The following is a 26,342-nucleotide window of genomic DNA, read 5'->3' on the forward strand; positions in this document are numbered from 1 at the left end:
TCCTCAGTTATCGGCGTGAAGGGCACCGCAGCAATCACCGCCCTGCAACGCCGGAGAAGGCCGGGCTCGGCCGACGGCCGGACGCTGCCACTCACGCGACCGGGTCGTCAATGGAAAACGGCAGCTTGGGAAAACGGTAGCTTGGCGGCCGGCTGGCGCAGCCCTATAAGGGCGGCATGACGACCGCCTCCTCCATCCTGCCCGATAGCGGGCAGGCGCGCCTCGGCCTTGTCGTGCTCATTGCAGGCGCGATCACGATTTCCTTCTCGGGCATTTTCGTCAAGCTGTCGGAGCTCGGCCCCTCGGCCACGGCCTTCTACCGGCTGTTCTTCGCTCTTCCGGTATTCTGGCTGTGGCTGGAGCTCGAGGCGCGCGGGCCCCTTCCACCCACCCGGCCGGCGACATGGCGGGACTACTGGCACCTGGCGGTGGCGGGCCTGTTCCTGGCCGGCGACCTCGCCTTCTGGCACTGGGCCCTGACGCTGAGCTCCGTCGCCAATGCGACGCTGCTCGGCAACGCCGCGCCGATCTTCGTCACGCTCGCCGGCTGGCTGTTCTTCGGGGAGCGCTTCACCAGGACCTTCCTGGCCGGCCTTCTCCTGTCGATTGTGGGGGCCGTCGGCCTGATCGGCGGAAGCTTTTCGCTGAGCATCGAGAATCTGGTGGGCGACCTGTTCGGCGTCGTCACGGCTGTCTTCTATGCCGGCTACATCATCGCGGTGAAACGGCTGCGGGCGCAGTTCTCGACGGCCACAATCATGATCTGGAGCGGCGCTGCTACCTGCGCGGCACTGCTCGTGGTCGCGCTGCTGTCCGGCGAAAGCCTGATCGCGACCAGCCTTTACGGCTGGGGCGTCCTGATCGGCTTGGCGCTGCTGTCGCAGGCGGGCGGGCAAAGTATGATCGCCTGGGCGCTGGCGCATCTGCCGGCCGCCTTTTCCTCCGTCAGCCTTCTGATCAACCCGGTCGCGGCCGCGATCTTCGCCTGGATCATTCTCGGCGAAGCCATCGGGCCGTTGCAGGCGACGGCCGGCTTCGTCGTCCTGGCCGGCATCGCGCTCGCCCGTCGCGGTAGCCGGGCCAAGCCCGTCCCAGAAGCGACGATATGACGCACCCGATATAAAGCGGGGCGCAACCTATTGACCGTTTCCCTGTTCTCCGGTCTATCAGTGATCAGGTCATAGCGTGCGGCGGATCGGCGAGCAGAGCCGACGACGCCAAGACCGCGTCGAGCCTGAGCGCGCCTGATCAGGAGTTCTATCGTGTCGATCGCTCCCCGCACCCTACTTTGCAACCTGTTCGATGCCGCGCTTGCCGCGGCCGATCCGGCGCGGTGCGTGCCGCCGCACCTGCCGCCGCGGCCGAAGGGTCGCACCGTGGTGATCGGCGCCGGCAAGGCGGCGGCCTCGATGGCCCGCGCCGTCGAGGAGAACTGGGATGGTCCGCTTTCGGGGCTGATCGTCACACGCTATGGGCATGGCCTGCCCTGCACGCGCATCGAGGTGGTCGAGGCGGCTCATCCGGTGCCGGACATCGCGGGACACCAAGCGGCCGCGCGCATCCTCGCGATGGTTCAGGGGTTGTCGGCGGACGATCTGGTCCTGGCGCTGATTTCCGGCGGCGGCTCGGCCTTGCTGTCGCAGCCGGCGCCCGGCCTGACGCTCGAGGACAAGCAGCGGATCAACGCCGCCCTACTGCGGTCCGGCGCGAACATCGCCGAGATGAACTGCGTGCGGAAGCATCTCTCGGCCATCAAAGGCGGCCGGCTGGCCGCCGCCGCGGCCCCAGCCCGGCTGGTCAGCCTGCTGATCTCCGACGTGCCCGGCGACGATCCGGCGGTGATCGCGTCCGGGCCGACGGTCGCCGATCCGACGACCTTCGCCGACGCGCTGGCCATCCTCGAGAAATACCGGATCACCGAGCCCGAGGCTGCGGTTGCCCATCTGCGCGCGGCCCGGGACGAGACGCCGAAGCCCGGCGATCCGCGCTTGGCCGCCTCGGAAACCGTCATCGTGACGCGCCCGCAGGCATCGCTGGAGGCGGCCGCGGCCGCGGCGCGCCAAGCGGGCCTGACGCCGGTGATCCTGGGCGACGGTATCGAGGGCGAGGCGCGCGACGTCGCGCTCGTCCATGCCGGCATCGCCCGGCAGGTGGCGAGGCACGGGCAGCCGGTACCGGCGCCTGCGGTCCTGCTGTCAGGCGGCGAAACCACGGTGACCGTGCGCGGCGAAGGACGCGGCGGCCGCAACGCCGAGTTTCTTCTGGCGCTGGCGGTCGCGCTCGACGGCCATCCCGGCATTCATGCCATCGCCGGCGACACCGACGGGATCGACGGGACCGAAGACAATGCCGGCTGCCTGCTGGCCCCCGACAGCCTCGCCCGGGCCCAGGCGCTGGGCTTCAGCGGCAAGGCGCGGCTGGCGGACAATGACGGCTATGGGTTCTTCGCGGCGCTCGACGATCTGGTGATCACGGGTCCGACGCGAACGAACGTTAACGATTTCCGTGCCATCCTCGTGCAGCCGGGACCTGCCGGGGGGTGACGCGCGATCGAACAGGAAGCAGGGGGTAATCTTTCCGATGAGACGCCAGCGCAAAGCTAAGATCGTCGTGACGCTCGGGCCGTCGACGTCTTCGCCGGAGGCCATTCGCGCCCTCTTCGAGGCCGGCGCGGATGTGTTCCGGCTGAACTTCAGCCATGGCACGCAGGAGGATCACCGCCGCACGCACACGATCCTGCGGCAGATCGAGGCCGATCTTAACCGTCCGATTTGCATCTTGATGGATCTGCAGGGCCCGAAACTGCGGCTCGGGACCTTCACCGAGGGATCGGTCGAGCTGAAACGCGGAGACTCGTTCCGCCTCGATCTGTCGCCCGAGCCCGGTGACCGACGGCGCGCGCCCCTGCCCCATCCGGAGATCCTGTCGGCGCTGGTTCCCGGCACCGATCTGCTGCTCAATGACGGGCGCGTGCGCCTGACGGTGAAGGAATGCAGCGACAGCTTCGCCGAGACGGTGGTGATCACCGGCGGACAGCTCAGCAACCGCAAGGGTGTCAATGTGCCGGGCGTGGTGCTGCCGCTGTCGCCGCTCACCGAAAAGGACCGGCAGGATCTTCGCTTCGGCCTCGACCTCGGCGTCGATTGGGTGGCGCTGTCCTTCGTGCAGAAGCCGGAGGACGTGGCCGAGGCGAAGCGCCTGATCGCCGGCCGGGCGGCAACGATGATCAAGCTGGAGAAGCCCGCCGCGATCGATCGTCTCGACGAGCTGATCGATCAGTCCGATTCGGTGATGGTGGCGCGCGGCGACCTCGGCGTCGAGATGCCGCCGGAGGACGTCCCCAGCGTACAGAAGCGGATCATCGGCGCTTGCCGTATCGCCGGCAAGCCGGTGATCGTCGCGACGCAGATGCTGGAATCGATGGTCCACGCTCCGGAGCCGACCCGCGCAGAGGCCTCCGACGTGGCGACTGCGGTCTATGACGGCGCCGACGCGGTGATGCTGTCCGCGGAAACCGCGTCGGGCGATTATCCGATCGAGGCGGTCTCGATGATGAACCGCATCGTCACGCGGGTCGAGCAGGATCCGATATACCGCCGGATCCTCGGCGCGCAGCATCACGCGCCGGAGGCGACTTCGGCGGACGCCATCAGCGCGGCGGCCGCCCAGGTCGCCCATACGCTGTCGACGGCGGCGATCGTCACCTACACCACCTCGGGCTCGACGACGCTGCGCGCCGCGCGCGAGCGGCCGGAGGTGCCGATCCTGTGCCTGACCGAGAACCTGAACACCGCGCGGCGGCTGACGCTGGCCTGGGGCGTGCATTGCGTCTGCACCGAGGATGTGCGCAGCTTCTCGCAGATGGTCGAGAAAGCCTGCGCCATCGCCTGTCGCGAGCAGTTCGCGACGGTGGGCCAGCGCCTCGTCGTCACCGCCGGCGTCCCCTTCGGCACGCCGGGGTCGACCAACGTGCTGCGGGTCGCCTACGTGAGTGGGTGAACCGCCGACAGAATGCTCTGCGCCACCCCCATGCTTCGACTTCGCTCAGAATGAGGCCTCACCCTGAATCTGTCGAAGCGTAGGAACTGATCGGCACGATCACCGCGTCTGGGTATAGCCCTTGTTCGTGATGATCTGGTCGATATGGCCGCGCTCCGCTTGGCCCTCGGCATCCTTGGGCTCGTCATCGCTCGGCTTGCTGCGCGCCCGCGCCGGATCGAGATGGTCCTTCTTGTTCCAATCCGCGCTCTTCCGCGCCTTGGCCGGCTCCTCCTGGCGCCGTCTTTCCGCCTGCTTTCGCTTGTCATAGTCCTTGAGTTCCGGATCGGCCATGACTCTCCCTCCATCCATCGGAAACAGGACTTCCGAGGGTAGTGAGGGCCGCCACCCATTCAAGCCGGCTTAGATCTCCCGACCACCGATCCGACGCTTGAGTTCTTCGATATTGCGGCGGACGCTCGTCATGTGCGGATTGATCGCCAGCGCGCGCTCGAAGGCCTCGAGCGCCGCTTCCTCCTCGTTCAGCGCACTGTGAACCAGGCCGAGGCCCGATAGTGCGCCAAAATGGCGCGGTTCGAGCGCGAGCGTGCGGTTGATGTCCTGGAGTGATGCGGCATAGTCGCCCCGCAGATAATGGGCGGTCGCGCGCTTGTTCCAGCCTTCCGCGAAGTCTGGCGCGATCTCGACCATCTGATCGAACGTGGCGAGCGCCGTGCGATGGTCCTGCACGGCCATCGCCTCGACGCCGATCTTCATCAGGCGGGAAACCTCGGCATCCTCGGATGTCATCCAGATCCGCCAGATCAGGCCCTCGAGCGCCCGCCCCTCCAACACGCTCTCCGCCGTCAATAAGCGGTCGAACAGCTGGGGAAGGCGCGGGTCGGTCTGGTCCGCCCGAATCGATACCGGCGGTACGAGGAGAGCCGCCAGGAGAAACGCCAGGACAGGGAGCAGCCGTCTCATCACAGTTCAGTATGCCCCTTGCGGAAAGTCGCCCAAAGGGGAAAACATTCTCCCGGCCGGCGATTGGCGCGGCTACTCTGGCGGACGGATCTGGTAGGTCGAGGCATCATGGGCGTATCGAATTATTTCTCGGATTGCTACGAAGCGGCGCGGGCGAAGTTCCGTGAAGCGGCGCGCGCCGCCGGCGCGACGGTGGAAACCCATGCCAATCCTTCCAGGGGGCCCGAAGGCGAGGTTCGCGACTGGCTCGCCCTGCCGACGGCGAACGGGGACGCGGACCTCACCACCGACGTCATCTGGATCGGACCGCGCGATGCCGAGCGCCTGCTGCTCACCGTGTCGGGGACTCACGGCGCCGAGGGGTTCTGCGGCTCCGGCATCCAGGTCGGCTGGCTCGAGAGCGGCCTTTACCGGGAGCTGCCGCGCGGCACCGCCATGCTGATGGTCCACGCGCTCAATCCGCACGGGTTCGCCTGGCTTCGCCGCGTCAATGAGGGGAATGTCGATCTCAACCGCAACTTCATCGATCACACCGGGTCCTACCCAGTGAATGAGGGCTATGAGACGCTGAGAGATGCCATCTGCCCGGCCGAATGGACCGCGGAGTCGCTGGCGGCGGCGCGCGAGAGGCTCGATGCCTATGGGCAGACGCATGGCGCCATGGCGTTGCAGAGCGCGATCAGCACCGGCCAGTACAGCGACCCGCAGGGCGTGTTCTACGGCGGAACGGCGCCGACCTGGTCGAACCGGACCCTGGATTCGGTGCTGCGCCGTCATGCCGGCCACGCCCGCCATGTGGCCTATATCGACCTCCATACCGGCCTCGGCCCCCGCGGGTATGGCGAGATCATCAGCAATCATCCCGCCGGCTCCGGCGGCCACGCGCGCGTCGTCGAATGGTATGGCGACGAGGCAACCAATGGTGACGACGGCACCTCCTCCTCCGCCGCCGTGATGGGCGACACCACGGTCGGGGTGGAGCGCGCATTGCCCGCGGCCACGGTGGCGGGGATCACGCTCGAATACGGCACGGTGCCGCTCGACGAGGTGTTGACCGCCGTGCGCGCCGACAACTGGGTGCATCTTCATGGCGATCTCGCGGCGCCGCTCGGCCGCGAGCTCAAGACGCGGATGCGGCGCGCCTTCTATGCCGACGCTGATGACTGGAAGGCGATGGTCTGGGAGCGGGCGGTCGACGTTCATCGCCGCGCGTTGAGGGGCCTAACGGAGTTATAGAATGGTGGGAATGCCGGGAATGCTAGCGTCAGTCACACGCCAACGGCACATTCGAAAGGTGAACCGTCGCCATACGGCCTGGCGCCGAACCTGTTAGGAACGAGCGATCAGCTCACCGGCATCCGGAACGTAAAGCGGGTTTCGTCGGACGACGAGGTCACGTCCAGTGTTCCTCCGTGGGCACGGGCGATCTCGCTCGCGATGTAGAGCCCCAGCCCTAGCCCCTGCTGGTTTGGCCGAGCCGAAGTGCGGAAGAAGGGGTGGAACAGCTTCTCGATCGTGGCGGTGGAAATTGGATCACCTCGATTCGCAACTGAGAGTTCGAATATTCCCTCAGAGGACGAGGCCCGAACCCGGACCGGCCCATCCGGCGATCCGTGGGTGAGGGCGTTTGCAAGAAGATTCGAGAGCAGCTGGCCGATCCGGATGCGATCGCAACTGACGGCATCGGCCAGGGCGAAATCGGTTTCGATGACCCGATCGGGCCTGGCGGCACACAGCTCGGCAATTACCTGCTCCAGAACCGGTTTCAGCGGTTCATCGGCGTTGCGCTCCAACAGCAGTCCGCCACCCAGGCGCCCGCGAGCCAAATCCAGTACGTCGCCGATAAGTTCTGCCATCCGGTCGACGCTGTTTTGGATGAGGTTGATGATGGATTTTGCTTTACCGTTCAAGGGCTCCCGCAACAGCATTCGCGCCCCTGCCTCAATTGAGGCGAGCGGATTCCTCAGATCATGTCCGAGCACGGCAATGAACTGCTCACGCAGTTCCGCACTCTCGCGCTCGTTCAGGAGAATGGCCTCGCTGGCCGCCACTCGCTGATGTGCATCGAGGTGAAAGGCGATCAGATCGGCAAATAGCTTGAACATGCCGATTGTCTCGGGCCTGTTCACCCGTGCCGGTCGGGGATCGATCGCGCAGAGTGTGCCAAAGAATGTGCCGTTCGGGAGGACGATCGGCATCGAGATATAGCTCTGGAAGCCATACATGGCTGGGGTAGCATGGAGGCAGAATGCCGGATCCTCGGCGACATGATCGATGACCACAGGCTGTCTACTCTCCCGGATCTCATGGCAGATGGTCGTCTCGACCTTCAGCTCGCCGCCAGGCTGTAAGCCGAATTGAATGTCGTCGCGCACCGAGCAGGCGATCCACCGGTCCTCGGTAACTCTCGCAACCGCGGCAAAGCCCATTCCCGTCGTACGGCAGGCAACATCAAGAATTGTAGGAATCGCATCGATTTGAACGATCGCAGCGATGTCAGCGTTGAGATCGTCTTTCGAAGCCATGCTGGTACTTGTTTAAGTCTGACCACAGTGCTGGCACCATCTGCAGACAACATGTTCTTGACTTGCTGGTTCCCTATTCGCAAAGCGACCGGCTTCCAGAAAACGGCTCAATCTCGCCCGATGCCAGGGCCGTTGCGATATATGATCGAAGTTTGCGAATTCAATTGTCTCGAAAGGCCGCGCCTGACGATTTCCGGAAGACGACCACGGCGTTCGCTTCGACAAGCGACGATGGCTCTTGGAACGCCTAATCGCAGCGGTCCGCATCGGACAACAGCATGCCGGGATCGAGCGTGAACAGCTCTTGCGCCCGCCCCACGCCGCGCAACGCGTAGCGGCCCACAGAGACGAGGTTCGCCCTCTCGGCGTCCGGCGTCGCCGCCGCGAAATCGGATGACAGAACAACGCTCCGATCGACAGACCGGCACATCGATACGATCCGGCTGACCTCGTTCACGGCGGGCCCGACAACGGTGAAGTCCAGGCGATCCTCGCTGCCGATATTGCCGTAAAAGACATCGCCGATATGCAGGCCGAGATAGACTGAGGTCACCGGACGCCCCTCCGCGGTCCGACGCTCGTTCAGCGCCTGTATCCCAAGCCTCAGATTGGCCTCCGCGCGAAGCGCACATCGGCAGGCATCCGCCGGATCGTCTGCCTTGAAGATCGCCAGCGTGCCGTCGCCGATCAGTTTCAACACGTCGCCGCCGGCATCATGGATCGCGGAGATGACGGCATCCGCGTAGTCGTTCAGCAGCGGGATGATCTCATCCGGCGGGGCAGTGTCGGTGATCGTCGTGTAGCCTCGCAGATCCGAAAACCAGAGAACCGCATTGATCCGGTCGGCCACACCACGAGAAATGCGACCATTCAGAACACGCTGCCCCGCGTCGTGTCCGAGATAGACTTCCACCAAGGTCCCCGCGATCCGGGCAAGCGATGCGCATTTGATCGAAAGCGCCAAGGCCGGCACGAGCCGCCGCAGGGCCGCAAGGTCGGCATCGTCGAAGCCATTCGGATGGCGCGTCGTCCAGGACGAGTAGACGCAGTCCATGTCCCCGATAACGCCGTCGCTGGCAAAGCGGTGAACGAAGGCGACGTAGTCCGTCTGGCCGGTGGCTTTCAAGGTTTCAAGATGCGGGAAATCCGCCGGGTCGCCATGCCCGATCCTCCGACGAAGCTCGTCGGCCCCGGTGACCAGGAGATGGTAGAAGACGCTGCGTTGCCAGTTGGCAGCGGCCTCGCCCTCGTTACTGCGTCCATATTCGACGATGGAGCTTTCCTCGATGCCGTCATTCCGCCAGCGGAAAACCCGGCCTTCGTAGATGGGGTGAAGCGTGTCGATCAAGGCGACGGCGCGGGAGAGATCGAGCCCTGCTCCACCGCACCGGTCGCAAAAGCCGTGCAGCAGGTCCGTCTCCAATGCGCCGGCAAGGCCGCGCTCGACCAGCCAGGCGGCGATCCGGTCAATGTCGCTGTCGTTCATGGGCCTGTTCCGAACCATGGAATCCAAAGGCAATCTTCGCCGCCCAACCTGTAGAGGCCATGTTGGGCGGCAAAGGCATCGAGCGAACGCATCATCTGCGGCTGCGGGAGCTGAACTTACCGCTCCGCATCATTCAATGCCCTTCCAACTCCCGCTCCTCGAACAATTCGCGCAGGGCCTGCGCCGCGTCAATCGCTCTCGGGAAGCCGGCATACACTGTCGTCAGGTAGATGACCTTCTTGAGCTCATCCTGGGTCACCCCGAGGTTGAGGGCATAACCCGCATGGATCTTGAAATAGGGGCGGTTTCCCAGCGCCGCGAATGTCGCGACGGTCGCAATCTGGCGGGTGCGATGGTCGAGTCCGGGCCGCGCCCAGACGTCACCGAGCGCATAGTCGGTGATTGCGTCAGCCAGGAAAGGAAATTCCTGGCGCAGACTTTCCAGCACGGGCTGGCCTTCACCGGCGCTGAGCGTGGCGATCACAGCCTCGCCGCGTATGCGCCGATCGCTCCCATCCGGCTCCGCCAAGACGGGAGAAGCTGCCGCTACGATCATGCACGCTACGATCACACTCTTCATCATCATGCGGTCCTCATTGTGTTTCGGTAGACGACCGGAACAGCCATCGTCGAGATCGACCGCTCCGGCCTTACTCCTTCCCCGTTCAGTAGGGGCTCGCGGTCGGGCGGACGATCAGCTCGCTGACATCGACGTCGTCGGGCTGCTCGATCGCGAACAGGATCGCGCGGGCGATCGCGTCCGGCGAAATGGCGATCTTACGGAACTCCTTCATCGCCTCACGACCGGTCGGATCGGAGATGCTGTCCGCCAGTTCCGACTCGGTGACGCCGGGCGAGATCACGGTCACGCGGATCCTGTCGGTTTCCTGCCGCAGCCCTTCCGAAATCGCCCCAACGGCGAACTTCGTCGCGCAATAGACCGCGGCGGTCGGCGACACGGCATGGCCGCCGATCGACGAGACATTGATGACCTGCCCCGATCCCTGCGCTTCCATAATCGGCAGCGCGGCGGCGATCCCATGGAGAACGCCGCGGATGTTCACGTCGATCATCCGGTCCCATTCTTCGACCTTCAGAGCAGCGAGCGGCGACAGCGGCATGACGCCGGCGTTGTTGACGATGACGTCGACGCGTCCGAACGTGGCTTTCGCGAAGCTGATGAAGGCTTCCATGTCTTCTCGGACGGTGACATCGAGCGCGCGGTACTGAGCCGAGCCGCCTTCGGACCGGATCTCCGAGATCAGCCTTTCCAATCTGTCCGTCCGCCTGGCGCCCAGCACGACATGGGCGCCGTGTCGGGCGAGAAGACGCGCGGTCGCCTCGCCGATGCCGCTGCTCGCACCCGTGATGGCGACGGTTTTTCCTGTGAGGTTCGACATCTCCATTTCCCTCCTGTGGTCCGGCCTGCGGGGGTCCGCGCCGGTACGAGGCGAAAAGTGACCCAGTCAGCCAGGAGAGAGGTAGACCAGAGCTGCCGCCTTCTTGCCTAATCCTCCAAACATGCGATTGCCGGATTTCGCTTCGGGTTCGAGGCGTCTATGATCCGGCGTCGTTTACGGCGGGATTTATCGGCTGATTTCTAAAGTTTCGAGGAACGCATATGACAGGAGCGGGCATAAACAGGCAGGACGAATTCGCCGCCTTGATTGACCAATATGCCGGAGAGGACGGCGTCCATGCGACCGCCATCCCGCGAGTTTTCCTGATCCGATGCTCGCAGCCGAGCGAGCCGATCCACGCGCTTCACGAGCCGGCCCTATGCATCGTCGCGCAAGGACGCAAGCAGGTGATGCTCGGCGAGACGATTTATCTGTACGACCGGGCGCAGTATCTCGTCGTTTCGGTCGACCTGCCGATTGTCGGACAGGTGATCGAAGCCACGCCCGAGGCGCCGTATCTGTGTCTTCGCCTGGATCTCGATCCGGCAATGCTCGGCGCCTTGATGTTGGACTCCGGATTGGGTGACGTCGAAAGCCTGCGTCCTGGGCAGCGTCGCGGATTGGGGCTGGTGCTGAGCCATGTCACGCCGGAACTGCTCGATGCGGCCGTCCGGCTTCTGCGACTGCTCGCGGCGCCGCGCGATATATCCGTTCTGGCGCCCCTTGCCGAACGCGAGATCCTCTACCGGCTGCTTATAGACGACCAGAATTCAAGACTGCGTCAGATCGCGCTCGCCGACAGCAAGCTCAACCAGATCAACCGGGCGATAGGCTGGATCAAGCGAAACTACCGGGAGCCGTTCCGTATCGACGCTGTCGCCTCGGAAGCCCGGATGAGCCCCTCGGCACTGCACCACCATTTCAAAGCCGTGACCGCGATGAGCCCGCTGCAATATCAGAAGCAATTGCGGCTTCAGGAAGCCCGCCGTCTGATCCTGGGCAGGTCCATGGACGCCGCGATGGCCGGCTACAGCGTCGGATATGAAAGCCCGTCGCAGTTCAGCCGCGAATATAGCCGGCTGTTCGGGGCGCCGCCCCTGCGCGACATCGCAAGGCTGAGAGCCGTGCCGGACCTCGTCCTGGATGCCTGACCTAAGTCGGATCGAGGAGCCGTGGCCCGGGACCTTGTTCGGAAAGTTTGTCCCACGGGTTTCGTAGCGGGCAGGATTTCACCGACAGGCAGCCGCATCCAATGCAATCGTTGAGTTGATCGCGCAACCCGATCAACTTGGCGATGCGATCATCGAGGTCCTTCTTCCATCCGGCGGACAGTTTTTTCCAGTCTGCAGCGGTCGGCGTCCGGCCTTGCGGAAGCACCGACAAGGCGTCGCGAATCGAGGCCAGCGGAATGCCGGCGCGCTGTGCCACCTTGATGATCGCCACGCGACGCAGGACCTCGCGCGGATAGCGGCGCTGGTTTCCCTGGTTCCGGGCACTCTGTATCAGCCCCTTGGTTTCATAGAAATGAAGCGTGGAAACGGCGACGCCGCTGCGTCGTGCGACCTCGCCCACCGTAAGTTGTTTACCATGTTCCTGGGGCTTGATCCTGCCCATGAAAAAACCCTCTTGACCTCAACTTTGGTTGAGGTCTTATAGCATAGCCTCCTCAAGTGACAATGCCTGGATCGAGGAGGCCGAATGACCACAACCGCCAATCCACTGCCCGATATCACCCGTCCCGATGTCGGCACAGTCCTGGTCAGCCCATGGCTGGTGGACACGCCTGAGCGTCAGCAGGCCGCTGTGGAGGCCACCATCGCCGCGTGGGAGAGTGCGCCATGGCCGCACGGCTTTCTCTCGCTCAGCTGTTTCGTGAGCAGCGATGGCGAAACGGTGCTGAACTACGCCCAGTGGACGAGCGATGAAGCCCACCACGAATTCGTGCGAACCCAACGTCCGACACTCGTTCGCGGGATCGACGATGCAGTTCCGGGCATCGAACGTCCGGGCGTGGTCAGATACCGGCTCTATCGCAGCCACGTTTCGGACGGCCCGCCACGGACCGCCGACTGCATTGTCATAATCAGCATCCAGGCCAACGGCCCCGAGCGGGCGCGACAGTGGATCGATACCGTACTCGACGCCCTGAAGGCCGAGACAGATCCGCATGCCGGGCTGATCTCCGCGCACTTTCACATCAGCATCGACGGCACCCGCATTCTCAACTACGCCGAGTGGACCGACGAGCAGGCCCATCGCGAGGCCCTCGAACGCTCCGGCCCGGGAACCATCGGTTCGGCTCCCGCGTGGCGACAGGTCCAGACCATGCCGGGAGTGACGCATATCGGATTCAAGCGGTACCGCCTCCAACGGTCTCTCTCCCCCAGCCGCTGAGCTTGAGTGCGGGATTCCAACCGACCGGCAGCCCTATTTGACCTCAAACCTCCTTGAGGTCCCACAACCGCATTTCTCAATCGACAATCCGTAAGGAGCACGAAACCGATGGACGGCAAAATCAATCTTGCGCTGATCTATGGCAGCACGCGGGAGGGCCGCTTCTGCGACAGGATCGTAAACTGGGCCGTATCCGAGATTTCCGGTCGAAGTGATTTTGCCCTGGACCTGATCGATCCGGCTACGTTCGACCTGCCGACGCAACATGGGCGCAAAGAGAGTGCCGGGCTGGCCGATCTGACGCGACGCATCGGCAAGGCCGACGCGTTTATCGTCGTTACCCCTGAATACAATCACGGCTACCCGGCGGCTCTCAAATTCCTGATCGATTCCGTTTCCGGCCCGTGGCAGGCCAAGCCCGTCGCCTTCGTCTCCTATGGCGGGATTTCCGGCGGGCTGCGCGCGGTCGAGCAGCTGCGCCAGGTCTTCGCGGAACTGCATGCCGTCACGATCAGGGATTCCGTGAGCTTCGTCGATCCCTGGGGCAAATTCGATACCGACGGCAGGCTACTCGATCCAGACGCTCCCCGGAAAGCCATGGCGACGCTGCTGGCGCGCTTGCGATGGTGGGCAGTTGGTCTGCGTAATGCGCGCAAGGTCGCGCCCTATGGCGAGATCGCGGCATGAAGCGGCTCGATCCCCTGGTCCTGCGGGCCGACAGCACGGCGAGCACAGCCGCGCCCACGGTCCACGTCAATCTTCCCTGGCGCAAGGTGACGCTGCTCCTCGTCAGCGCGCTCACCATCATGTCGGGAGCGACCATCGCACCGTCGCTGCCGGCCATCGAGGCACATTTTGCCGCCACCGAGAATGCCGCGCTGCTGACCCGGTTCGTGCTGACCATGCCGGCCCTTCTCATCGCACTCTGCGCTCCGCTCGCCGGGAGTCTCGCCGACCGCTATGGGAGGCGGCGGCTGCTGATCGGCGCGACGCTCCTCTATGGCTTCGCAGGCATGTCAGGCCTCCTGCTCGGCACGCTCCACGGCCTCCTCGTCGGCCGGGCGCTGCTCGGCATGGCGGTCGCCGGGACCATGACGACGGCGACGGCGCTCGTCGGCGACTATTTTGCCGGGCCGGAGCGGGATCGGTTCATGGGTTTGCAAGCAGCCTTCATCGGCTTTGGCGGGCTGGTGTTCCTGACCGGGGGCGGAGTGCTGGCCGAATTTCACTGGCGTGCGCCCTTCGCGGTCTACGGTCTGGCGTTGGTGCTGCTTCCGGCCATCATTCTCTATATCAGCGAGCCGTCCCGCTTGGCGCCGGGTTCCATGTCGGCGATGAACCAACCGGCTGTCGGCCACCCGCGGACAGCGATCGCCGCGCTCTTCGCCATCGCGGCCCTGAACAGCGTGGTCTTCTATCTTGTCCCAACCCAGCTGCCGTTCTACCTCCAGACTCTCGGCACCGAGGCGCCAAGCCAGGCCGGGCTGGCGATCGGCCTGTTCAACGTCACGATGGCGGCCATGTCCCTTGCCTATGGCCGGACTCGTCATCGCGTCGGGATCATGGGCATGTTCGGGGTCGGATTCGGCTTCATGGCGGCCGGGTATGGGCTTGTCGCGGCGGCAGGATCCTATCCCGCCATCCTGGCCGCCATGGCCGTGACGGGAATCGGGATGGGCGCGATCATGCCCAATCTGATGGCGAGCGCGCTGACCATCGCGCCGCCGGCGCTTCGCGGCAGGGTCGCCGGCGGCCTGACCGCGAGCATCTTCGTCGGCCAGTTCCTGTCGCCCCTCGTCAGCCAGCCCTGGATCGAATCCTTCGGCTTCGCCGCCGCCTTCCGGGACATGGGACTGCTTTTGGCCGCAGTGGCGGTCGGAGCGGGATTATTGGCCGCGGGATCGAGGAGAGCCGCCTCACCGGTTTCCACGTCACCACGGTCCTGACATTTGCGCAAGCGCAGTTGAGTCAGGCTGCCGGACACTATATGCCTCCGTCGGGCATCCGATTGTCCGGAAGGCGGAGACTGTCGCGGTCCGGCGGATTTCTCACCAATGCAAGGCGGCGTCACTGATGACGAACTACTTTGAAAGCCCGTTCAAGGGAAAGCTGCTCTCCGAGCAGGTGACGAACCCCAATATCATTGTGGGCAGATACAGCTACTACTCGGGATATTACCACGGGCACTCGTTCGACGATTGCGCACGCTATCTCATGGCCAACCGCGATGACGTGGATAAGCTGATCATCGGCAGCTTCTGCTCCATCGGAACCGGAGCGGCCTTCATGATGGCAGGCAACCAAGGCCACCGGAACGACTGGGTCACGACGTTCCCCTTCTTCTACATGAACGAGGAGCCGGCCTTCGCCGACGCACGCGATGCATTCCAGCCGGCAGGCGATACGGTCGTGGGAAGCGATGTCTGGATCGGTGCTGAGGCCATGATTATGCCCGGCATCCACATCGGCCATGGCGCCGTGATCGGAAGCCGTGCGCTGGTCACAAAGGACGTTGAGCCTTACACGATCATCGGCGGGAATCCCGCCAAGCCGATACGAAAGCGGTTCTCCGATGAGGACATCACCAAGCTTCTCGAGATGGCATGGTGGGATTGGCCGCTGGACCAGATCAAAGATGCCATGAAGCTGCTGTGCTCGGCCGATATCGCGGCCCTTCACCGTCATTGGCGCGAAGGACGCCATTCGTCGAATCATTGAGCGCTTCGAGCAAGCTGCACCGGGTCAAGCCCTATGGAAATCTATCTCTCGACGCTTCTGGCGATCTGTGGCCTCTACCTGCTGGCGGCTGCGAGCCCGGGTCCGAATTTCTTCATCATCAGCCAGCTTTCGCTCTCCGGACGCCGCCGCCTTGCGATCCTCGTCGCTCTCGGCATTGCGGTCGGCTCGACGACATGGGCCACGCTCGCCATGCTCGGCGTTGCAGCGTTGCTGGCCCAGCTGGACTGGCTTTACGCCGGCATCCGGCTTGCCGGTGCGCTCTATCTGATCTGGCTTGGCGGCAAGCTGCTGATCGGTGCGGCGCGCCCGGCTCCGAACGCACCGAGGGAAATCGGCATCGGCACGACGGCTCATGCGCTGCGAACCGGATTGTTCACCAGCCTGTCCAATCCCAAGTCGGGTGCGTTCTGGACGGGCGTCTTCGCGACGACCTTTCCGGCCCAGGCGCCGCTTTGGTTCTACCTGATGACCGGGCTTCTGGTCGCCCTCATGTCGCTCGGCTGGCATCTCGGGATCGCGCTCGTTTTCACGTCCGCCCGGGTGCAGGCGGGATATCAGCGGGCGCAACGCGTCATCGACGCCGTCTGCGGCGGCATTCTGGTGAGTCTCGGCGTGCACCTGGCAAGCGAGCGATGACCGAAATAATGGCGCAAAATATCTATGACACCCCGGAGTTCTTCGAGGGCTACAGCCAGTTGGGCCGCTCGGTCGAAGGGCTGGCCGGTGCAGCGGAATGGCCCGCGCTGCGGGCTCTGATTCCGGATCTTCACGGCCTTGAGGTCGTCGACCTCGGCTGCGGCTTCGGCTGGTTCTGCCGCTGGGCGCGCGAACAGGGAGCGGCGCATGTTCTCGGCCTCGATGTGTCGGAAAAAATGCTGGCGCGGGCCAGGGCTGCCACCTCGGACGCCGCGATCACCTACGTCAGAGCCGACCTGGAACGGCTCGATCTGCCTGAAGCGTCCTTCGATCTCGCCTACAGCTCGCTTGCCCTGCATTACATCGTGGATCTCGCTGGGCTGCTGGCGAAGGTGCACCGCGCCCTCATCCCGGGCGCACACCTGATCTTCTCGATCGAACACCCGATCTACATGGCGCCGGCGCATCCGGGATGGTCGGTCGATCGAGAGGGTCGCAAGACATGGCCCATCGACAGCTATCAGGTCGAAGGCCCGCGTAGGACGGATTGGCTCGCCAAGGGCGTAATCAAGCAGCACCGAACCATCGGAACGACCCTCAATCTGCTGATCCGCCTCGGGTTCGCGATCTCCCATGTCGAGGAATGGGGGCCGACGGACGAGCAGATCGCAGCCAAGCCGGAACTGGCGGAGGAACGCGAGCGGCCGATGTTCCTGCTGGTCGCGGCTCGACGGTAGGGCGCTCTGGATGAGAGATTCGGCGGCTTAGTCCGGCGACTGATCGGTGAAGCCGGCCTGCGCCGCCCGGCGTTCGAGATCGTCAATCGTGATGACGCGCTTGCCGATCGGCCAGAGCGATAGCCCGGCCAGCTTCAGATGCGCCCAGGCGAAGGGAATGCCGATGATGCTGACTGCCAGGGGCACGGCCGTGAACAGATGCCCGAGCGCCAGCCACCATCCCGCCAGCAGCAGCCAGATGATGTTGCCGAGCACGCCCAGCGGACCGGTACCGATGTCCTCGCGCCCATCATGCCGATCGCGCGACACGACGGTCCGACCGAACGGCAGAAAGGTGTAGTCGGCGATGCGGACCGCCGCCCAGGCCCAGGGCAGGCCGACGATCGTGATCGCCATGATAACGGCGGCAATCAGCCAGCCGAGCGCCATCCAGATTCCGCCAGTGAAAATCCACAGGACGTTCAGGATCAACCGTAGCGCTTCCATCATGACGCTCCCTGCAGGAATTAGATTGATATGGCGCTCTCGGACGGTCACCGCCAGCCGCGATGATGTCCGCGGCAGCGAGCCGTTGTGAGCCGTTCTACTCGGCAGCCGCCGCAGGAGATTCGTTTGGCAGGTGCGCGATGGCCGCCGGCTTCGGTCCGCCGGTCGCCCAGTCCAGCAGTTCGACGGTGTGGACGATCGGAATTCGCGTGCCGGTCGCGATCTGAGTGATGCAGCCGATGTTGCCGGTCGCTATCAGGTCGGGCCGAAGGCTTTCGATGTTCTTGACCTTGCGGTCGCGGAGCTGCGTCGCGATCGCCGGCTGCAGCAGGTTGTAGGTACCGGCCGAGCCGCAGCAGAGATGCCCTTCCGGCACCTCGAGCACCGTGAACCCGGCATCCGCCAGCAGGCTTTTCGGCTGGGTCTTGATCTGCTGGCCATGCTGCATCGAGCAGGCGGAATGATAGGCGACGGCGAGGCCGGGCCGGCGGACCGGCGCGGTCAGGCCGAGCTCCACCAGGAACTCTGTGATGTCGCGCGTGAGATCCGAGATTCGTGCCGCCGATGCCGCCCAACCCTGATCCTCCCGCAGCATGAAGCCGTAGTCCTTCACCTGCGTGCCACAGCCCGAGGCATTGATGACGATCGCGTCCAGCCCTTCGCCGTCGATCTCCCGCATCCAGGCGGCGACATTCGCGCGGGCATATCCGAGCGCCGGATCCTCCTTGCCGAGATGATGCGGGAGCGCGCCGCAACAGCCGGCGCCCCTGGCCACCACCACCTCGACGCCGTGACGGGTCAGCAGCCGGATTGTCGCCTCGTTGATGCCGGGATCCAGCACCCGTTGCGCGCAGCCGCTGAGCAGCGCCACGCGCTTGCGACGCGCGCCCTCGGCGGCGAAAACCTGAGGCCGATCCACCGGCGAGGGTGCCGGCAGCGATCGCGGCGCCATGGCGACCATCCCCTTGAGCCGGCCGGGCAGCACCCGCGTGAACGGACGCGCGAGCCAAGCCCCGGCGAGCGCCAGCCGGAACAGGCCCGGCCGCGGCAGCACCAACGCCAGGAGACGCCGCATCAGCCGGTCGGGCAGCGGCCGCTCGTAGGTTTCCTCGATATGCCGGCGGGCATGGTCGACGAGATGCATGTAATGCACGCCGGAGGGGCAGGTCGTCATGCAGGACAGGCAGGACAGGCAACGGTCGATATGCTTGACCACTTGGGCCGTCGCCGGCTTGTCGTTCTCCAGCATGTCCTTGATCAGGTAGATGCGGCCGCGCGGGCTGTCGAGCTCGTCGCCCAGCAGCGCGTAGGTCGGGCAGGTTGCCGTGCAGAAGCCGCAATGCACGCAGGTGCGCAGGATCTTCTCCGATTCGGCGGTGTCGGGATCGGCGAGCTGCGCCAGGGTGAAGTTGGTCTGCATCGTCGCGGTCGTCGCTTCAAATGGCGGCCGACAAGCGGCCCGGGTTCAGGATGCGGCGCGGATCGAAGCTCTCCTTGACCCGCCGGCTGAGCAACGCCAGGGGCTCGGGCTGCGGCTGAAAGACCGGAACGGCGACGCGGGTCTCGTCCGGCGCGCGAACCAGCGTCGCGTGGCCGCCGCAGGCGGCGATCGCGCCCCGCACCGTCTCGGCCGCGGCATCAGCAGTCGCCGGCAGCGCGAACCAGATCAGCCCGCCGCCCCAGTCATAGAAATATTGGGATTTTCCGAGCACATCCAAGGCCGCCACCAAAGTCGTTACCACTTGGGCCCCGGCCATCGGTGGCACCGAGAGCCGCCAGACCGCCGTCTGCCGATCGGCGACGAACGGCGCGACATCGCGCAGGCCGCGCCAGAACAGCGCGGAGTTATGGCTGTGCAACTCCTCCGTCGCGGCGCCGAGGTCGGCCAGCTCCCGGCGCAGCGCCGCACAGCGGAACTCGACGGATGGTCCCGGCCCTTCGACCCGGATGGCGGTCACCGCGTCGCCCGCGCGGGCGACAAGCTCCACCGGCAAGGCCGCCGCAAGCGCCGCCGGCAGATGCGCCGCGCCCGAGACCTCATGGCTGCTCTGCAGGGCCCGGCTCATCGCCCGGACCGCCACCGCATCAGCGAGGCCGACGAGCAGGAGCGTGCGCGTCTTCTCCGGTGCCGGGAGCACCTTGATCGTCACATCGGTCAGCGCGACGAGCGTGCCGTAGGACCCGGCCAGCAGCTTGCAGAGATCATAGCCGGTGACATTCTTGACGACGCGACTGCCGGCCTTGAAGGCCTCGCCGCGGCCGCTGACCGCCTTAAACCCGAGAAAATGATCGCGGGCGCCGCCGGCCTTGATCCGCCGCGGACCGGACAGGTTGCAGGCGAGCGCGCCGCCGATCGTACCCTTCCCCGCCGGCGCGCCGAACAGCGGTCCCAGATCGGGCGGCTCGAAGGCAAGCTGCTGCTGCTTCCCGGCAAGCGCGGTCTCGATCTCGGCCAAGGGCGTGCCGGCGCCGGCGCTCAGCACCAGCTCCTCCGGCTCATAGAGCGTAATGCCGTAGAGCGCCGAAAGGTCGAGCGTGTGGCCCGCCTGCACGGGCCGGCCAAGGCCGCGCTTCGTCGCGGCGCCGACCAGCTCCAGCGGCGCCTCGTCAGCCGCCGCCCAGGCGACTGCCTCGGCGACCTGCGCCGGGGTTTCCGGTCTCAGGACGGTCGTCATCAGAACCGCGGCAGGTCCGGGAACGGAAGCTGCCCATGATGGACATGCAGGCGGCCGAGTTCGGCGCAGCGGTGAAGCTGCGGGAACATCTTGCCCGGATTGAGCAGCCCGCCCGCATCGAAGGCGCATTTGATACGCTGCTGCTGCTTCAGGTCGATCTCGTCGAACATCTCATGCATCAGGTCGCGCTTCTCGACGCCGACGCCGTGCTCGCCGGTCAGCACCCCGCCGACGGCGACGCAGAGCTTCAGGATATCGGCGCCGAACGCCTCCGCCTTCTCCAGCTCGTCGGGCTTGTTCGCGTCATAGAGGATCAGCGGGTGCAGATTGCCGTCGCCGGCATGGAACACATTGGCGACGCCGAGGCCGTAATGCGCCGACATCTCGCCCATGCGCTTCAGCACCAGCGGGAGCTGGCTGCGCGGAATCGTGCCGTCCATGCAGTAATAATCCGGCGAGATGCGCCCGACCGCCGGGAAGGCCGCCTTGCGGCCGGCCCAGAACTTCTGACGCTCCTCCTCGCTTTGGCTCACCTGCTTCGCGACCGCGCCATGCGCATCGGCGATCGCCTCGACCCGCTCGATCAGATGGTCGACCTCGACCTGCGGGCCGTCGAGCTCGACGATCAGCAGGCCCTCGACATCGAGCGGATATCCGGCATGGACGAAGGCCTCGGCCGCGTGGATGGCCGGCCGGTCCATCATCTCCATGCCGCCCGGGATGATTCCGGCGGCGATGATCGCAGCGACGCAATCGCCGGCCGATTCGTTCGTCGGAAATCCCAACAGCAGCGCCCGCGCCGTCTCCGGCTTCTTGAGAATCCGCACCGTCACCTCCGTGACGACGCCGAGCAGCCCTTCGGAGCCGGTCATCAGGCCGAGCAGGTCATAGCCTTCGGCATCCAGATGCTTGCCGCCGAGCCGGATCACCTCGCCGGTCACCAGCACCATTTCCAAGCCGAGCAGGTTGTTGGTGGTGAGGCCGTATTTCAGGCAATGCACGCCGCCGGAATTCTCGGCCACATTGCCGCCGATCGAGCAGGCGATCTGGCTCGACGGATCCGGCGCGTAGTAGAAACCCTCATGCTGCACCGCGTTAGTGATGCCGAGATTCGTCACGCCCGGCTGGGCGACGACGCAGCGGTTTTCGAAATCGATCTCAAGGATCCGGTTGAACTTGCCGAGGCCGAGCAGGACACCGTCGGCAAGCGGCAGCGCCCCGCCGGAGAGCGACGTGCCTGAGCCGCGCGGCACGACCTTGACGCCGTTCTCGTGGCAGTAGCGCAGGACCTGCGAGACCTGCTCGGTCGTGCTCGGCAGCACGACGACGAGCGGCGATTGCCGATAGGCCGTCAGCCCGTCACTCTCATAGGGACGGCGCTCATCGGCGTCGACGATCACCCCTTCGCCGGGCACGATGCGGCGGAGATCCTCGGCAATCTGGGCGCGCCGGGCGAGAACATCGCGATCCGGCTCTGGCATGCGCATGGAACGGAGCCTCTCGACTGCCCGCCAGCCAAACATAGAATAGCGGGCAGGCCCAAAAACGGTCCGCCACAATTTGCGCGAGCCGGCAGTTCGGGTCAATGCCGGCCGTAGACTTGGGCCGATCATCGACTCGACCATCCCGTTGGCGCAGACAACAAAAACCGCGCCTTGGGAGGCGCGGCCTGTCCGTTCCGATTGCCGGCGGGTCTGGTTCCCGGCGGGTCACCGCCAGGGCGGCAAGCGCCGCTTAGCCCTGACGCGCCTTGAAGCGGGGGTTGGCCTTGTTGATGACGTAAACGCGGCCCTTGCGCCGAATCACCCGGCAGGCCTTGTGGCGCAACTTGGCCGACTTCAACGAATTCACGACCTTCATGGTCCGATCCTCAATGGTCGCAAGCATGATCAAATGAAGGCCGGAACATAGGGAACGCGGCCGGCCCTGTCAATTCCCGCGTGCGGCCGGCCTCTACCAGTCCGACAGCATCTTCTCGGCCACCTTCTTCAAGGCATAGATGCGATATACGCGCAGTTCGCCGCTGTCGAAGGCCGCCACCCGGCTCGTCCAGAGATTGACCTCTTCGGTGAGGCAACTGGCCATTTCGGGGTCGAGATCGCCGGCGGAGGCCGTCGCCGTAAAATTGGCCCAGCCCTGGATGATCATGCTGCGGACGGCGGCGGTCACGTCCTCGGTGATCCGGATGTCGAGCTTCAGGTCGGCAAGAAAATCGGTGTATTCCTGTGCCGTCCACGGGTGCGGTGCCACCGGCTCCTGCTTCATCCAGGCCTGGATCTCCGGACTCTCCTCGCCGCCGCGCCTGGTCAGCACATAATCGGTGAACAGAAGCTGGCCACGTTCCTTCAGGGCCAGATCGAGAATCCGCATGAGGCGGTGCTTGTCGACGATCGGGAAAAAGATGCTGTCGGCAAAAATGGCGTCGCAGCTGTTCAGCGACAGCTCGAATTTCTGCAGGTCGAACGGCGCGACCATCGCCTTCTTCGCCATTCCGGCCAGGTTCGACAGAGCCGCGCCGGCCTGGGCAAGCTCGTGGTCGCTCTCGAAGCCGGCGATCCAGACGCCGAATTCCCCGGCGATGGTGCGCGCGGGCCCGCCGAGCCCGGCGCCGAGATGCAGCATGCTCATCGCCGGGGTAAGGCCGAACGGCTTCACCAGCTCCAGGATATGGTCGGGCCCACCCGGGGCGCAAAATCCTTCGCCCCAGACCGCCTGAAGCATGCGAACGCGCGGCGAGTCCCAGGGCCGTTCGGGATCGCGGTAGCCCTTCTGCCGCGTCAGCGTGTCCTTGCCGTGCGATCGGCGGTCCCGCTTGCGGCGCCGGAGATACAGCTCGTTGCCGTCCCACCAGGCCTTCAAGCGCAGGCGGAATGGGATTTTCCCGGCAACGGCACGCTGCGGCTTCGAGCGTTCCGTCCCACGCACCATCGCTCAGCCCTCCTTCCGACGCGTCGCAGCGTAGGAATGTAGTGGTAAACATCTAATAAATATGGCGCTTTTGGCGAAACCCGCTCGGAAGGCGCGAATGCGGCGGCTCCAAGCCGGCTTGACCCGCGATGCAGGCCATGGACGGGTCACGGGAGAGGCTCTAATGTCGCCGCCGCCATGACGATGAACACGACGCGCGCCACGACGAGCGTTCAGGGCGCGCCGCTGGCGCAAGCCGGCTTCCCCCTCACCATCGGGCAGCATATCCGCCGCACCCTCGTCCTCGCGGTGCCGGTGATGTTCGCGCGGGCCGGACTCGTGATCATGGTGACCGTCGACACGGTGATGACCGGCCGGGCCGGGGCGCAGGAGCTCGCCTATTACGGCATCGGCTTGGCGCCGCAGCTCGTGATGCAGACGATCGGCATCGGCCTTCTGGTCGGCACCGTGGTCCTGTCGGCGCAGGCCGACGGCGCCGGCGAGACGGAGCGGTGCGGGCGGATCTGGCGTCTGGCGCTGATCCTCGCCCTCGGCCTTGGCCTCTTCTACGCAGTCGCGCTGCTCTGGGGCGAGGGCATCCTGCTGCTGATCGGCCAAACGCCCGACATCGCCGCCGGCGGCGGCGCGGTGCTGCGCTACTTCGCCCTTGGCATGCCTGCCATCCTGATATTCATCGCCACCTCCGCCTTCCTCGAAGGCATCAGCCGGCCGCGCGCCGGCATGGTGGTGTCGCTGGGCGCGAATCTGGTCAATGCCGGACTCAACTGGATCTTCATCTTCGGGCATCTCGGGGCCCCTGCAATGGGCGCCGCCGGCGCCGCGCTCGCCACGTCGATCACCCGCTGGCTGATGGTGGCCGCGCTGGTCGGCTATGTTCTGACCATGCGGGACGCGGCGCGGTTCGGCGTCCACGTGCCGCTCGCCGGCCATTGGCGGATGCTTCGGACGCTGCTGCTTCTGGGCATCCCGCTTGCGGCCGCTATCGGGCTCGAGACCACGGCCTTCGCCGCCAGCACGACCTTCGCCGGCTGGATGGGCACGGCGCCGCTGGCCGGATTTCAGATCGCCTTCAACACGACGGCCCTCGTCTACATGCTGTCCATCGGCCTGTCGACGGCGACGGCGGTGCGGGTCGCCAACGCCATCGGCCGGCGGGACCGGGTCGGGCTGGCGCGCGCCGGCTGGACCGGGGTCGGGCTGGCGATCCTGCTCATGCTTGCGGTTGCCGTGATCCTCAATCTGACCAGCGGCGCGATCGCGGCGATCTATACGGATGATATCGCGGTGCAGGCGATCGCGATCCCGGCGCTCGGCATCGTCGCCTGGCTCGTCATCGCCGACGGCGCCCAGGGCGTATTAATGGGCGCGATGCGCGGCGCCGGCGACGTGATCCTGCCGACGGCGATCTATGGCTTGGCATTCTGGGGGCTGGCGATCCCCCTCGCCTATGGCCTCGGCGTCGCGGCCGGCTACGGCGTGCCGGGGCTGCTGTGGAGTCTCTGCGTCGGACTGATCGTGGCGATGGTGCTGCTCGCGCTGCGCTTCCACTTCCTTAGCAAGCAGGAGATCCGAGCTTTATGACATGTGACGATTTCCTGGGCGATTTCCTGGTCATCGGAGCCGGCGTTTCCGGCGCCTCCGCTGCCTACGAGCTGGCGCGGCATGGCCGCGTCTTCCTCCTCGAAGGCGAGGCCGGACCCGGCTATCACAGCACCGGGCGGTCGGCGGCCCTCTACACCCGAAACTTCGGGAACCGGGTCGTCCGCGCGCTCAATGCCGCCAGCCTGCCCTTCCTGCTCGACCCGCCGCCGGGTTTTGCCGAGCATCCGCTTCTGACGCCCCGCGGCTCGCTCACGATCGCCACCGCGGAGCATCGCGCCGCGATCGACCAACTGCTCGCGCTCGGCGGTGACGGGAACGAGATCCGCGAAATCACACCCGATCAGGCGGTCGAAATGGTTCCGATCCTGCGGCGCGAACGGATCGCCTTCGCCGCCTATGAGCCGGACGTCATGGACATGGACGTCAACGCGATCCATCAGGGATTCCTGAAAGGGCTGGCGGCGCGCGGCGGAACGCTCGTCTGCGGGGCCGCGGTGACGGCGATCGAGCGGCGCGGCGGCGCCTGGCAGGTCGCGACCGCCAGCGGCGGGGCCTTCGCTGCACCTGTTCTGATCAACGCCGCCGGCGCCTGGGCGGACGTGATCGGCCGGCTGGCCGGCCTGGCGCCGATCGGGCTGGTCCCGAAGCGGCGCACCGCGGTCGTCGTCGATCTGCCGCCGGGCGTCAGCCCGCGCGCCTGGCCGGCCGTCGACGAGGCGGGCGAGGACAGCTATTTCAAGCCGGAGGCGGACGCGCTGATGGCCTCGCCCGGCGACGCGACGCCGGTTCCGCCCGGAGATGTGCAGCCGGAGGAATTGGATGTCGCGATCGTCGCCGACTGGCTGGAACGCGCGACGCATCTCGAGGTGCGCCGCATCGCCCATAAATGGGCCGGGCTTCGCAGCTTCGTCGCCGACGACGCGCCGGTTGTCGGCCGCGACCCCACCGCGGAGGGCTTCTACTGGCTGGCCGGACAGGGCGGCTACGGCATTATGATGGCCGAGGCGCTCGGGCGCGCGACTGCCGCCCTGGTGGCGACGAACACGCTGCCGGCGGATATCACCGCCGGCGGCGTCACGGCCACCGACCTGGCGCCCGACCGTTTGCGGCGCTGATCCGGCGGCGCGACGCAAGGGCTCCCCGTGCCCGGTCAATCGCCGCCCAGACCTCCGCCAGGGTCAGGCGGTCGCGGCGCAGGATGAACTGCATCACCGGGTCGGAAATGATCTCCTCGACGGAGGGCTCGACGCCGGCGGTCGCGTATGGTCGTTTCATCACTCTATTCCCGGGATATAGCTTGGAGGCGGGCGGAGCATCGCCGTCATGCGGCCGGCGCTTCGCCTTCGGCGATCCAGAAAGCCCGTGAGCCGCCGGTTGCCGCCTCGGCGAGGATCTTCGACACGGCGAAGTTCGCTTCCGCCTGGGACGCCTCATGGAAACGCTCCCGGTAGACGGTGACGGCCCGCTCGAAGGCGAGATATTCGGGACCACCGCGCCGCAGGGCGTCCCGGTAGGTAAAGAAGACGGCATCTGCGACGATCATCTCCAACTCCTCATCCCAGCACTCCCCTCACAGCGCATTTTTGCGCATCTCTGCGGATGCGAAGAGGAAGCGTAGCGTTCTTCGGCGCGGCGGCGCCTTAATCTGGATCAGGCCAGCAAGGAATTGGTTGCATCACGGCCAACAGTCGAACGCCCTCATATGTTGCTCCGACTCGGCGCAATGGAATCGGTGGAAAGGCTTGCCGAGCCGATGCACCGGTGCGCCCGCG

At 65.6% G+C, this 26,342-nt stretch carries 28 protein-coding genes; 13 read left to right on the forward strand and 15 right to left on the reverse strand.

The features are described from left to right. Nucleotides 1–176 precede the first annotated feature (176 nt). The 3 genes from DT069_RS10900 to pyk all read left to right on the forward strand — a co-directional run bounded on the left by DT069_RS10900 (nucleotide 177) and on the right by pyk (nucleotide 3,999). Nucleotides 177–1,109, forward strand: a complete 933-nt coding sequence (locus tag DT069_RS10900; protein ID WP_119460335.1) for a DMT family transporter — start codon at nucleotides 177–179, stop codon at nucleotides 1,107–1,109. Between the two features lie 153 nt (nucleotides 1,110–1,262). Next, on the forward strand, nucleotides 1,263–2,543 hold the full coding sequence (locus DT069_RS10905; protein ID WP_119460336.1) for a glycerate kinase type-2 family protein: 1,281 nt from the start codon (nucleotides 1,263–1,265) through the stop codon (nucleotides 2,541–2,543). A 37-nt stretch (nucleotides 2,544–2,580) separates the two neighbouring features. Continuing rightward, nucleotides 2,581–3,999 carry a pyruvate kinase gene (pyk, locus tag DT069_RS10910; RefSeq protein ID WP_119460337.1) on the forward strand — a complete coding sequence of 473 codons (1,419 nt, stop codon included), beginning with the start codon at nucleotides 2,581–2,583 and terminating at the stop codon, nucleotides 3,997–3,999. Between the two features lie 99 nt (nucleotides 4,000–4,098). Here pyk and DT069_RS10915 read toward each other — a convergent pair whose 3' ends face one another. After that, a complete protein-coding gene (locus DT069_RS10915; RefSeq protein ID WP_119460338.1) occupies nucleotides 4,099–4,332 on the reverse strand; it encodes a hypothetical protein in 234 nt (77 codons plus the stop codon). A 69-nt stretch (nucleotides 4,333–4,401) separates the two neighbouring features. Next, the gene (locus DT069_RS10920; RefSeq protein ID WP_119460339.1) at nucleotides 4,402–4,962 is read right to left on the reverse strand and encodes a tetratricopeptide repeat protein; all 561 of its coding nucleotides are present in this window, start codon (nucleotides 4,960–4,962) and stop codon (nucleotides 4,402–4,404) included. A 108-nt stretch (nucleotides 4,963–5,070) separates the two neighbouring features. Between DT069_RS10920 and DT069_RS10925 the strand changes: the two genes are divergently transcribed. Further along, the gene (locus DT069_RS10925) at nucleotides 5,071–6,198 is read left to right on the forward strand and encodes a M14 family metallopeptidase (RefSeq protein WP_425450153.1); all 1,128 of its coding nucleotides are present in this window, start codon (nucleotides 5,071–5,073) and stop codon (nucleotides 6,196–6,198) included. A gap of 107 nt (nucleotides 6,199–6,305) precedes the next feature. Here the strand turns inward: DT069_RS10925 and DT069_RS10930 are convergent, their stop codons facing one another. The 4 genes from DT069_RS10930 to DT069_RS10945 form a co-directional block, all read right to left on the reverse strand. After that, nucleotides 6,306–7,487: a GAF domain-containing sensor histidine kinase gene (locus DT069_RS10930; RefSeq protein ID WP_119460340.1), complete on the reverse strand. Its 1,182-nt coding sequence runs from the start codon at nucleotides 7,485–7,487 to the stop codon at nucleotides 6,306–6,308. Nucleotides 7,488–7,734: 247 nt separating this feature from the next. Beyond that, nucleotides 7,735–8,973: an adenylate/guanylate cyclase domain-containing protein gene (locus DT069_RS10935; RefSeq protein WP_119460341.1), complete on the reverse strand. Its 1,239-nt coding sequence runs from the start codon at nucleotides 8,971–8,973 to the stop codon at nucleotides 7,735–7,737. A gap of 133 nt (nucleotides 8,974–9,106) precedes the next feature. After that, complete coding sequence (locus tag DT069_RS10940; protein ID WP_425450154.1) at nucleotides 9,107–9,457, reverse strand: carboxymuconolactone decarboxylase family protein; 351 nt, start codon at nucleotides 9,455–9,457, stop codon at nucleotides 9,107–9,109. 181 nt (nucleotides 9,458–9,638) lie between these two features. Beyond that, nucleotides 9,639–10,373 carry an SDR family oxidoreductase gene (locus tag DT069_RS10945; protein ID WP_119460452.1) on the reverse strand — a complete coding sequence of 245 codons (735 nt, stop codon included), beginning with the start codon at nucleotides 10,371–10,373 and terminating at the stop codon, nucleotides 9,639–9,641. 221 nt (nucleotides 10,374–10,594) lie between these two features. On the opposite strand from DT069_RS10945, the gene DT069_RS10950 reads away from it, so the two are divergent. After that, nucleotides 10,595–11,524: an AraC family transcriptional regulator gene (locus DT069_RS10950; RefSeq protein WP_119460343.1), complete on the forward strand. Its 930-nt coding sequence runs from the start codon at nucleotides 10,595–10,597 to the stop codon at nucleotides 11,522–11,524. A 1-nt stretch (nucleotide 11,525) separates the two neighbouring features. On the opposite strand, the gene soxR is transcribed toward DT069_RS10950, so the two are convergent. Continuing rightward, entirely contained in the window at nucleotides 11,526–11,987 is a 462-nt protein-coding gene (gene soxR, locus DT069_RS10955; protein WP_119460344.1) for a redox-sensitive transcriptional activator SoxR, read from the reverse strand. An 84-nt stretch (nucleotides 11,988–12,071) separates the two neighbouring features. On the opposite strand from soxR, the gene DT069_RS10960 reads away from it, so the two are divergent. From DT069_RS10960 to DT069_RS10985, 6 genes are all read left to right on the forward strand, one after another. Then, the gene (locus DT069_RS10960) at nucleotides 12,072–12,767 is read left to right on the forward strand and encodes an antibiotic biosynthesis monooxygenase family protein (protein ID WP_119460345.1); all 696 of its coding nucleotides are present in this window, start codon (nucleotides 12,072–12,074) and stop codon (nucleotides 12,765–12,767) included. Nucleotides 12,768–12,875: 108 nt separating this feature from the next. Then, nucleotides 12,876–13,454, forward strand: a complete 579-nt coding sequence (locus DT069_RS10965; protein ID WP_119460346.1) for an NADPH-dependent FMN reductase — start codon at nucleotides 12,876–12,878, stop codon at nucleotides 13,452–13,454. After that, complete coding sequence (locus DT069_RS10970; protein ID WP_119460347.1) at nucleotides 13,451–14,713, forward strand: MFS transporter; 1,263 nt, start codon at nucleotides 13,451–13,453, stop codon at nucleotides 14,711–14,713. Before DT069_RS10965 ends, DT069_RS10970 begins: the two co-directional genes overlap by 4 nt. A gap of 127 nt (nucleotides 14,714–14,840) precedes the next feature. Then, a complete protein-coding gene (gene catB, locus DT069_RS10975) occupies nucleotides 14,841–15,485 on the forward strand; it encodes a type B chloramphenicol O-acetyltransferase (protein WP_119460348.1) in 645 nt (214 codons plus the stop codon). Nucleotides 15,486–15,518: 33 nt separating this feature from the next. Then, on the forward strand, nucleotides 15,519–16,142 hold the full coding sequence (locus DT069_RS10980) for a LysE family translocator (RefSeq protein ID WP_119460349.1): 624 nt from the start codon (nucleotides 15,519–15,521) through the stop codon (nucleotides 16,140–16,142). A gap of 8 nt (nucleotides 16,143–16,150) precedes the next feature. Continuing rightward, nucleotides 16,151–16,879: a class I SAM-dependent methyltransferase gene (locus DT069_RS10985; RefSeq protein WP_119460350.1), complete on the forward strand. Its 729-nt coding sequence runs from the start codon at nucleotides 16,151–16,153 to the stop codon at nucleotides 16,877–16,879. A 27-nt stretch (nucleotides 16,880–16,906) separates the two neighbouring features. On the opposite strand, the gene DT069_RS10990 is transcribed toward DT069_RS10985, so the two are convergent. From DT069_RS10990 to DT069_RS11015, 6 genes are all read right to left on the reverse strand, one after another. Next, nucleotides 16,907–17,368, reverse strand: a complete 462-nt coding sequence (locus DT069_RS10990) for a YccF domain-containing protein (RefSeq protein WP_425450155.1) — start codon at nucleotides 17,366–17,368, stop codon at nucleotides 16,907–16,909. Nucleotides 17,369–17,462: 94 nt separating this feature from the next. Beyond that, nucleotides 17,463–18,785: a glycolate oxidase subunit GlcF gene (gene glcF / locus DT069_RS10995; protein ID WP_119460352.1), complete on the reverse strand. Its 1,323-nt coding sequence runs from the start codon at nucleotides 18,783–18,785 to the stop codon at nucleotides 17,463–17,465. Between the two features lie 16 nt (nucleotides 18,786–18,801). After that, nucleotides 18,802–20,040, reverse strand: a complete 1,239-nt coding sequence (gene glcE / locus DT069_RS11000; protein WP_119460353.1) for a glycolate oxidase subunit GlcE — start codon at nucleotides 20,038–20,040, stop codon at nucleotides 18,802–18,804. After that, nucleotides 20,040–21,527 carry an FAD-linked oxidase C-terminal domain-containing protein gene (locus DT069_RS11005; protein WP_119460354.1) on the reverse strand — a complete coding sequence of 496 codons (1,488 nt, stop codon included), beginning with the start codon at nucleotides 21,525–21,527 and terminating at the stop codon, nucleotides 20,040–20,042. The genes glcE and DT069_RS11005 overlap by 1 nt, the downstream gene beginning before the upstream one ends. A gap of 247 nt (nucleotides 21,528–21,774) precedes the next feature. Then, nucleotides 21,775–21,900, reverse strand: a complete 126-nt coding sequence (gene ykgO / locus DT069_RS11010) for a type B 50S ribosomal protein L36 (RefSeq protein WP_119460355.1) — start codon at nucleotides 21,898–21,900, stop codon at nucleotides 21,775–21,777. A 93-nt stretch (nucleotides 21,901–21,993) separates the two neighbouring features. After that, the gene (locus DT069_RS11015) at nucleotides 21,994–22,968 is read right to left on the reverse strand and encodes a class I SAM-dependent methyltransferase (RefSeq protein ID WP_119460356.1); all 975 of its coding nucleotides are present in this window, start codon (nucleotides 22,966–22,968) and stop codon (nucleotides 21,994–21,996) included. A gap of 177 nt (nucleotides 22,969–23,145) precedes the next feature. On the opposite strand from DT069_RS11015, the gene DT069_RS11020 reads away from it, so the two are divergent. Together DT069_RS11020 and DT069_RS11025 are read left to right on the forward strand one after the other, a co-directional pair. Continuing rightward, nucleotides 23,146–24,549, forward strand: a complete 1,404-nt coding sequence (locus DT069_RS11020) for an MATE family efflux transporter (protein WP_119460357.1) — start codon at nucleotides 23,146–23,148, stop codon at nucleotides 24,547–24,549. Beyond that, the gene (locus tag DT069_RS11025; protein ID WP_119460358.1) at nucleotides 24,546–25,685 is read left to right on the forward strand and encodes an NAD(P)/FAD-dependent oxidoreductase; all 1,140 of its coding nucleotides are present in this window, start codon (nucleotides 24,546–24,548) and stop codon (nucleotides 25,683–25,685) included. The genes DT069_RS11020 and DT069_RS11025 overlap by 4 nt, the downstream gene beginning before the upstream one ends. Here the strand turns inward: DT069_RS11025 and DT069_RS11030 are convergent. Beyond that, nucleotides 25,645–25,845, reverse strand: coding sequence for a hypothetical protein (locus tag DT069_RS11030; protein ID WP_119460359.1), 201 nt, complete (start codon nucleotides 25,843–25,845; stop codon nucleotides 25,645–25,647). The two genes, DT069_RS11025 and DT069_RS11030, sit on opposite strands and share 41 nt — an antisense overlap. 46 nt (nucleotides 25,846–25,891) lie before the next feature. After that, a complete protein-coding gene (locus DT069_RS11035) occupies nucleotides 25,892–26,113 on the reverse strand; it encodes a hypothetical protein (RefSeq protein WP_162913127.1) in 222 nt (73 codons plus the stop codon). Nucleotides 26,114–26,342 lie beyond the last annotated feature (229 nt).

The sequence above is a fragment of the Virgifigura deserti genome (genome assembly GCA_003576685.1).
Lineage (GTDB): Bacteria > Pseudomonadota > Alphaproteobacteria > Dongiales > Dongiaceae > Virgifigura > Virgifigura deserti.

Excerpts from the sequence above, each read along its gene's own strand:
- DT069_RS10900 (WP_119460335.1), top strand. The coding sequence starts at position 177 with ATGACGACCGCCTCCTCCATCCTGCCCGATAGCGGGCAGGCGCGCCTC.
- pyk (WP_119460337.1), top strand. The coding sequence starts at position 2,581 with ATGAGACGCCAGCGCAAAGCTAAGATCGTCGTGACGCTCGGGCCGTCG.
- DT069_RS10915 (WP_119460338.1), bottom strand. The coding sequence starts at position 4,332 with ATGGCCGATCCGGAACTCAAGGACTATGACAAGCGAAAGCAGGCGGAA.
- DT069_RS10920 (WP_119460339.1), bottom strand. The coding sequence starts at position 4,962 with ATGAGACGGCTGCTCCCTGTCCTGGCGTTTCTCCTGGCGGCTCTCCTC.
- DT069_RS10925 (WP_425450153.1), top strand. The coding sequence starts at position 5,071 with ATGGGCGTATCGAATTATTTCTCGGATTGCTACGAAGCGGCGCGGGCG.
- DT069_RS10930 (WP_119460340.1), bottom strand. The coding sequence starts at position 7,487 with ATGGCTTCGAAAGACGATCTCAACGCTGACATCGCTGCGATCGTTCAA.
- DT069_RS10935 (WP_119460341.1), bottom strand. The coding sequence starts at position 8,973 with ATGAACGACAGCGACATTGACCGGATCGCCGCCTGGCTGGTCGAGCGC.
- DT069_RS10945 (WP_119460452.1), bottom strand. The coding sequence starts at position 10,373 with ATGTCGAACCTCACAGGAAAAACCGTCGCCATCACGGGTGCGAGCAGC.
- DT069_RS10950 (WP_119460343.1), top strand. The coding sequence starts at position 10,595 with ATGACAGGAGCGGGCATAAACAGGCAGGACGAATTCGCCGCCTTGATT.
- soxR (WP_119460344.1), bottom strand. The coding sequence starts at position 11,987 with ATGGGCAGGATCAAGCCCCAGGAACATGGTAAACAACTTACGGTGGGC.
- DT069_RS10960 (WP_119460345.1), top strand. The coding sequence starts at position 12,072 with ATGACCACAACCGCCAATCCACTGCCCGATATCACCCGTCCCGATGTC.
- DT069_RS10965 (WP_119460346.1), top strand. The coding sequence starts at position 12,876 with ATGGACGGCAAAATCAATCTTGCGCTGATCTATGGCAGCACGCGGGAG.
- DT069_RS10970 (WP_119460347.1), top strand. The coding sequence starts at position 13,451 with ATGAAGCGGCTCGATCCCCTGGTCCTGCGGGCCGACAGCACGGCGAGC.
- catB (WP_119460348.1), top strand. The coding sequence starts at position 14,841 with ATGACGAACTACTTTGAAAGCCCGTTCAAGGGAAAGCTGCTCTCCGAG.
- DT069_RS10980 (WP_119460349.1), top strand. The coding sequence starts at position 15,519 with ATGGAAATCTATCTCTCGACGCTTCTGGCGATCTGTGGCCTCTACCTG.
- DT069_RS10985 (WP_119460350.1), top strand. The coding sequence starts at position 16,151 with ATGGCGCAAAATATCTATGACACCCCGGAGTTCTTCGAGGGCTACAGC.
- DT069_RS10990 (WP_425450155.1), bottom strand. The coding sequence starts at position 17,368 with ATGATGGAAGCGCTACGGTTGATCCTGAACGTCCTGTGGATTTTCACT.
- glcF (WP_119460352.1), bottom strand. The coding sequence starts at position 18,785 with ATGCAGACCAACTTCACCCTGGCGCAGCTCGCCGATCCCGACACCGCC.
- glcE (WP_119460353.1), bottom strand. The coding sequence starts at position 20,040 with ATGACGACCGTCCTGAGACCGGAAACCCCGGCGCAGGTCGCCGAGGCA.
- DT069_RS11005 (WP_119460354.1), bottom strand. The coding sequence starts at position 21,527 with ATGCGCATGCCAGAGCCGGATCGCGATGTTCTCGCCCGGCGCGCCCAG.
- ykgO (WP_119460355.1), bottom strand. The coding sequence starts at position 21,900 with ATGAAGGTCGTGAATTCGTTGAAGTCGGCCAAGTTGCGCCACAAGGCC.
- DT069_RS11015 (WP_119460356.1), bottom strand. The coding sequence starts at position 22,968 with ATGGTGCGTGGGACGGAACGCTCGAAGCCGCAGCGTGCCGTTGCCGGG.
- DT069_RS11020 (WP_119460357.1), top strand. The coding sequence starts at position 23,146 with ATGACGATGAACACGACGCGCGCCACGACGAGCGTTCAGGGCGCGCCG.
- DT069_RS11025 (WP_119460358.1), top strand. The coding sequence starts at position 24,546 with ATGACATGTGACGATTTCCTGGGCGATTTCCTGGTCATCGGAGCCGGC.
- DT069_RS11030 (WP_119460359.1), bottom strand. The coding sequence starts at position 25,845 with ATGAAACGACCATACGCGACCGCCGGCGTCGAGCCCTCCGTCGAGGAG.
- DT069_RS11035 (WP_162913127.1), bottom strand. The coding sequence starts at position 26,113 with ATGATCGTCGCAGATGCCGTCTTCTTTACCTACCGGGACGCCCTGCGG.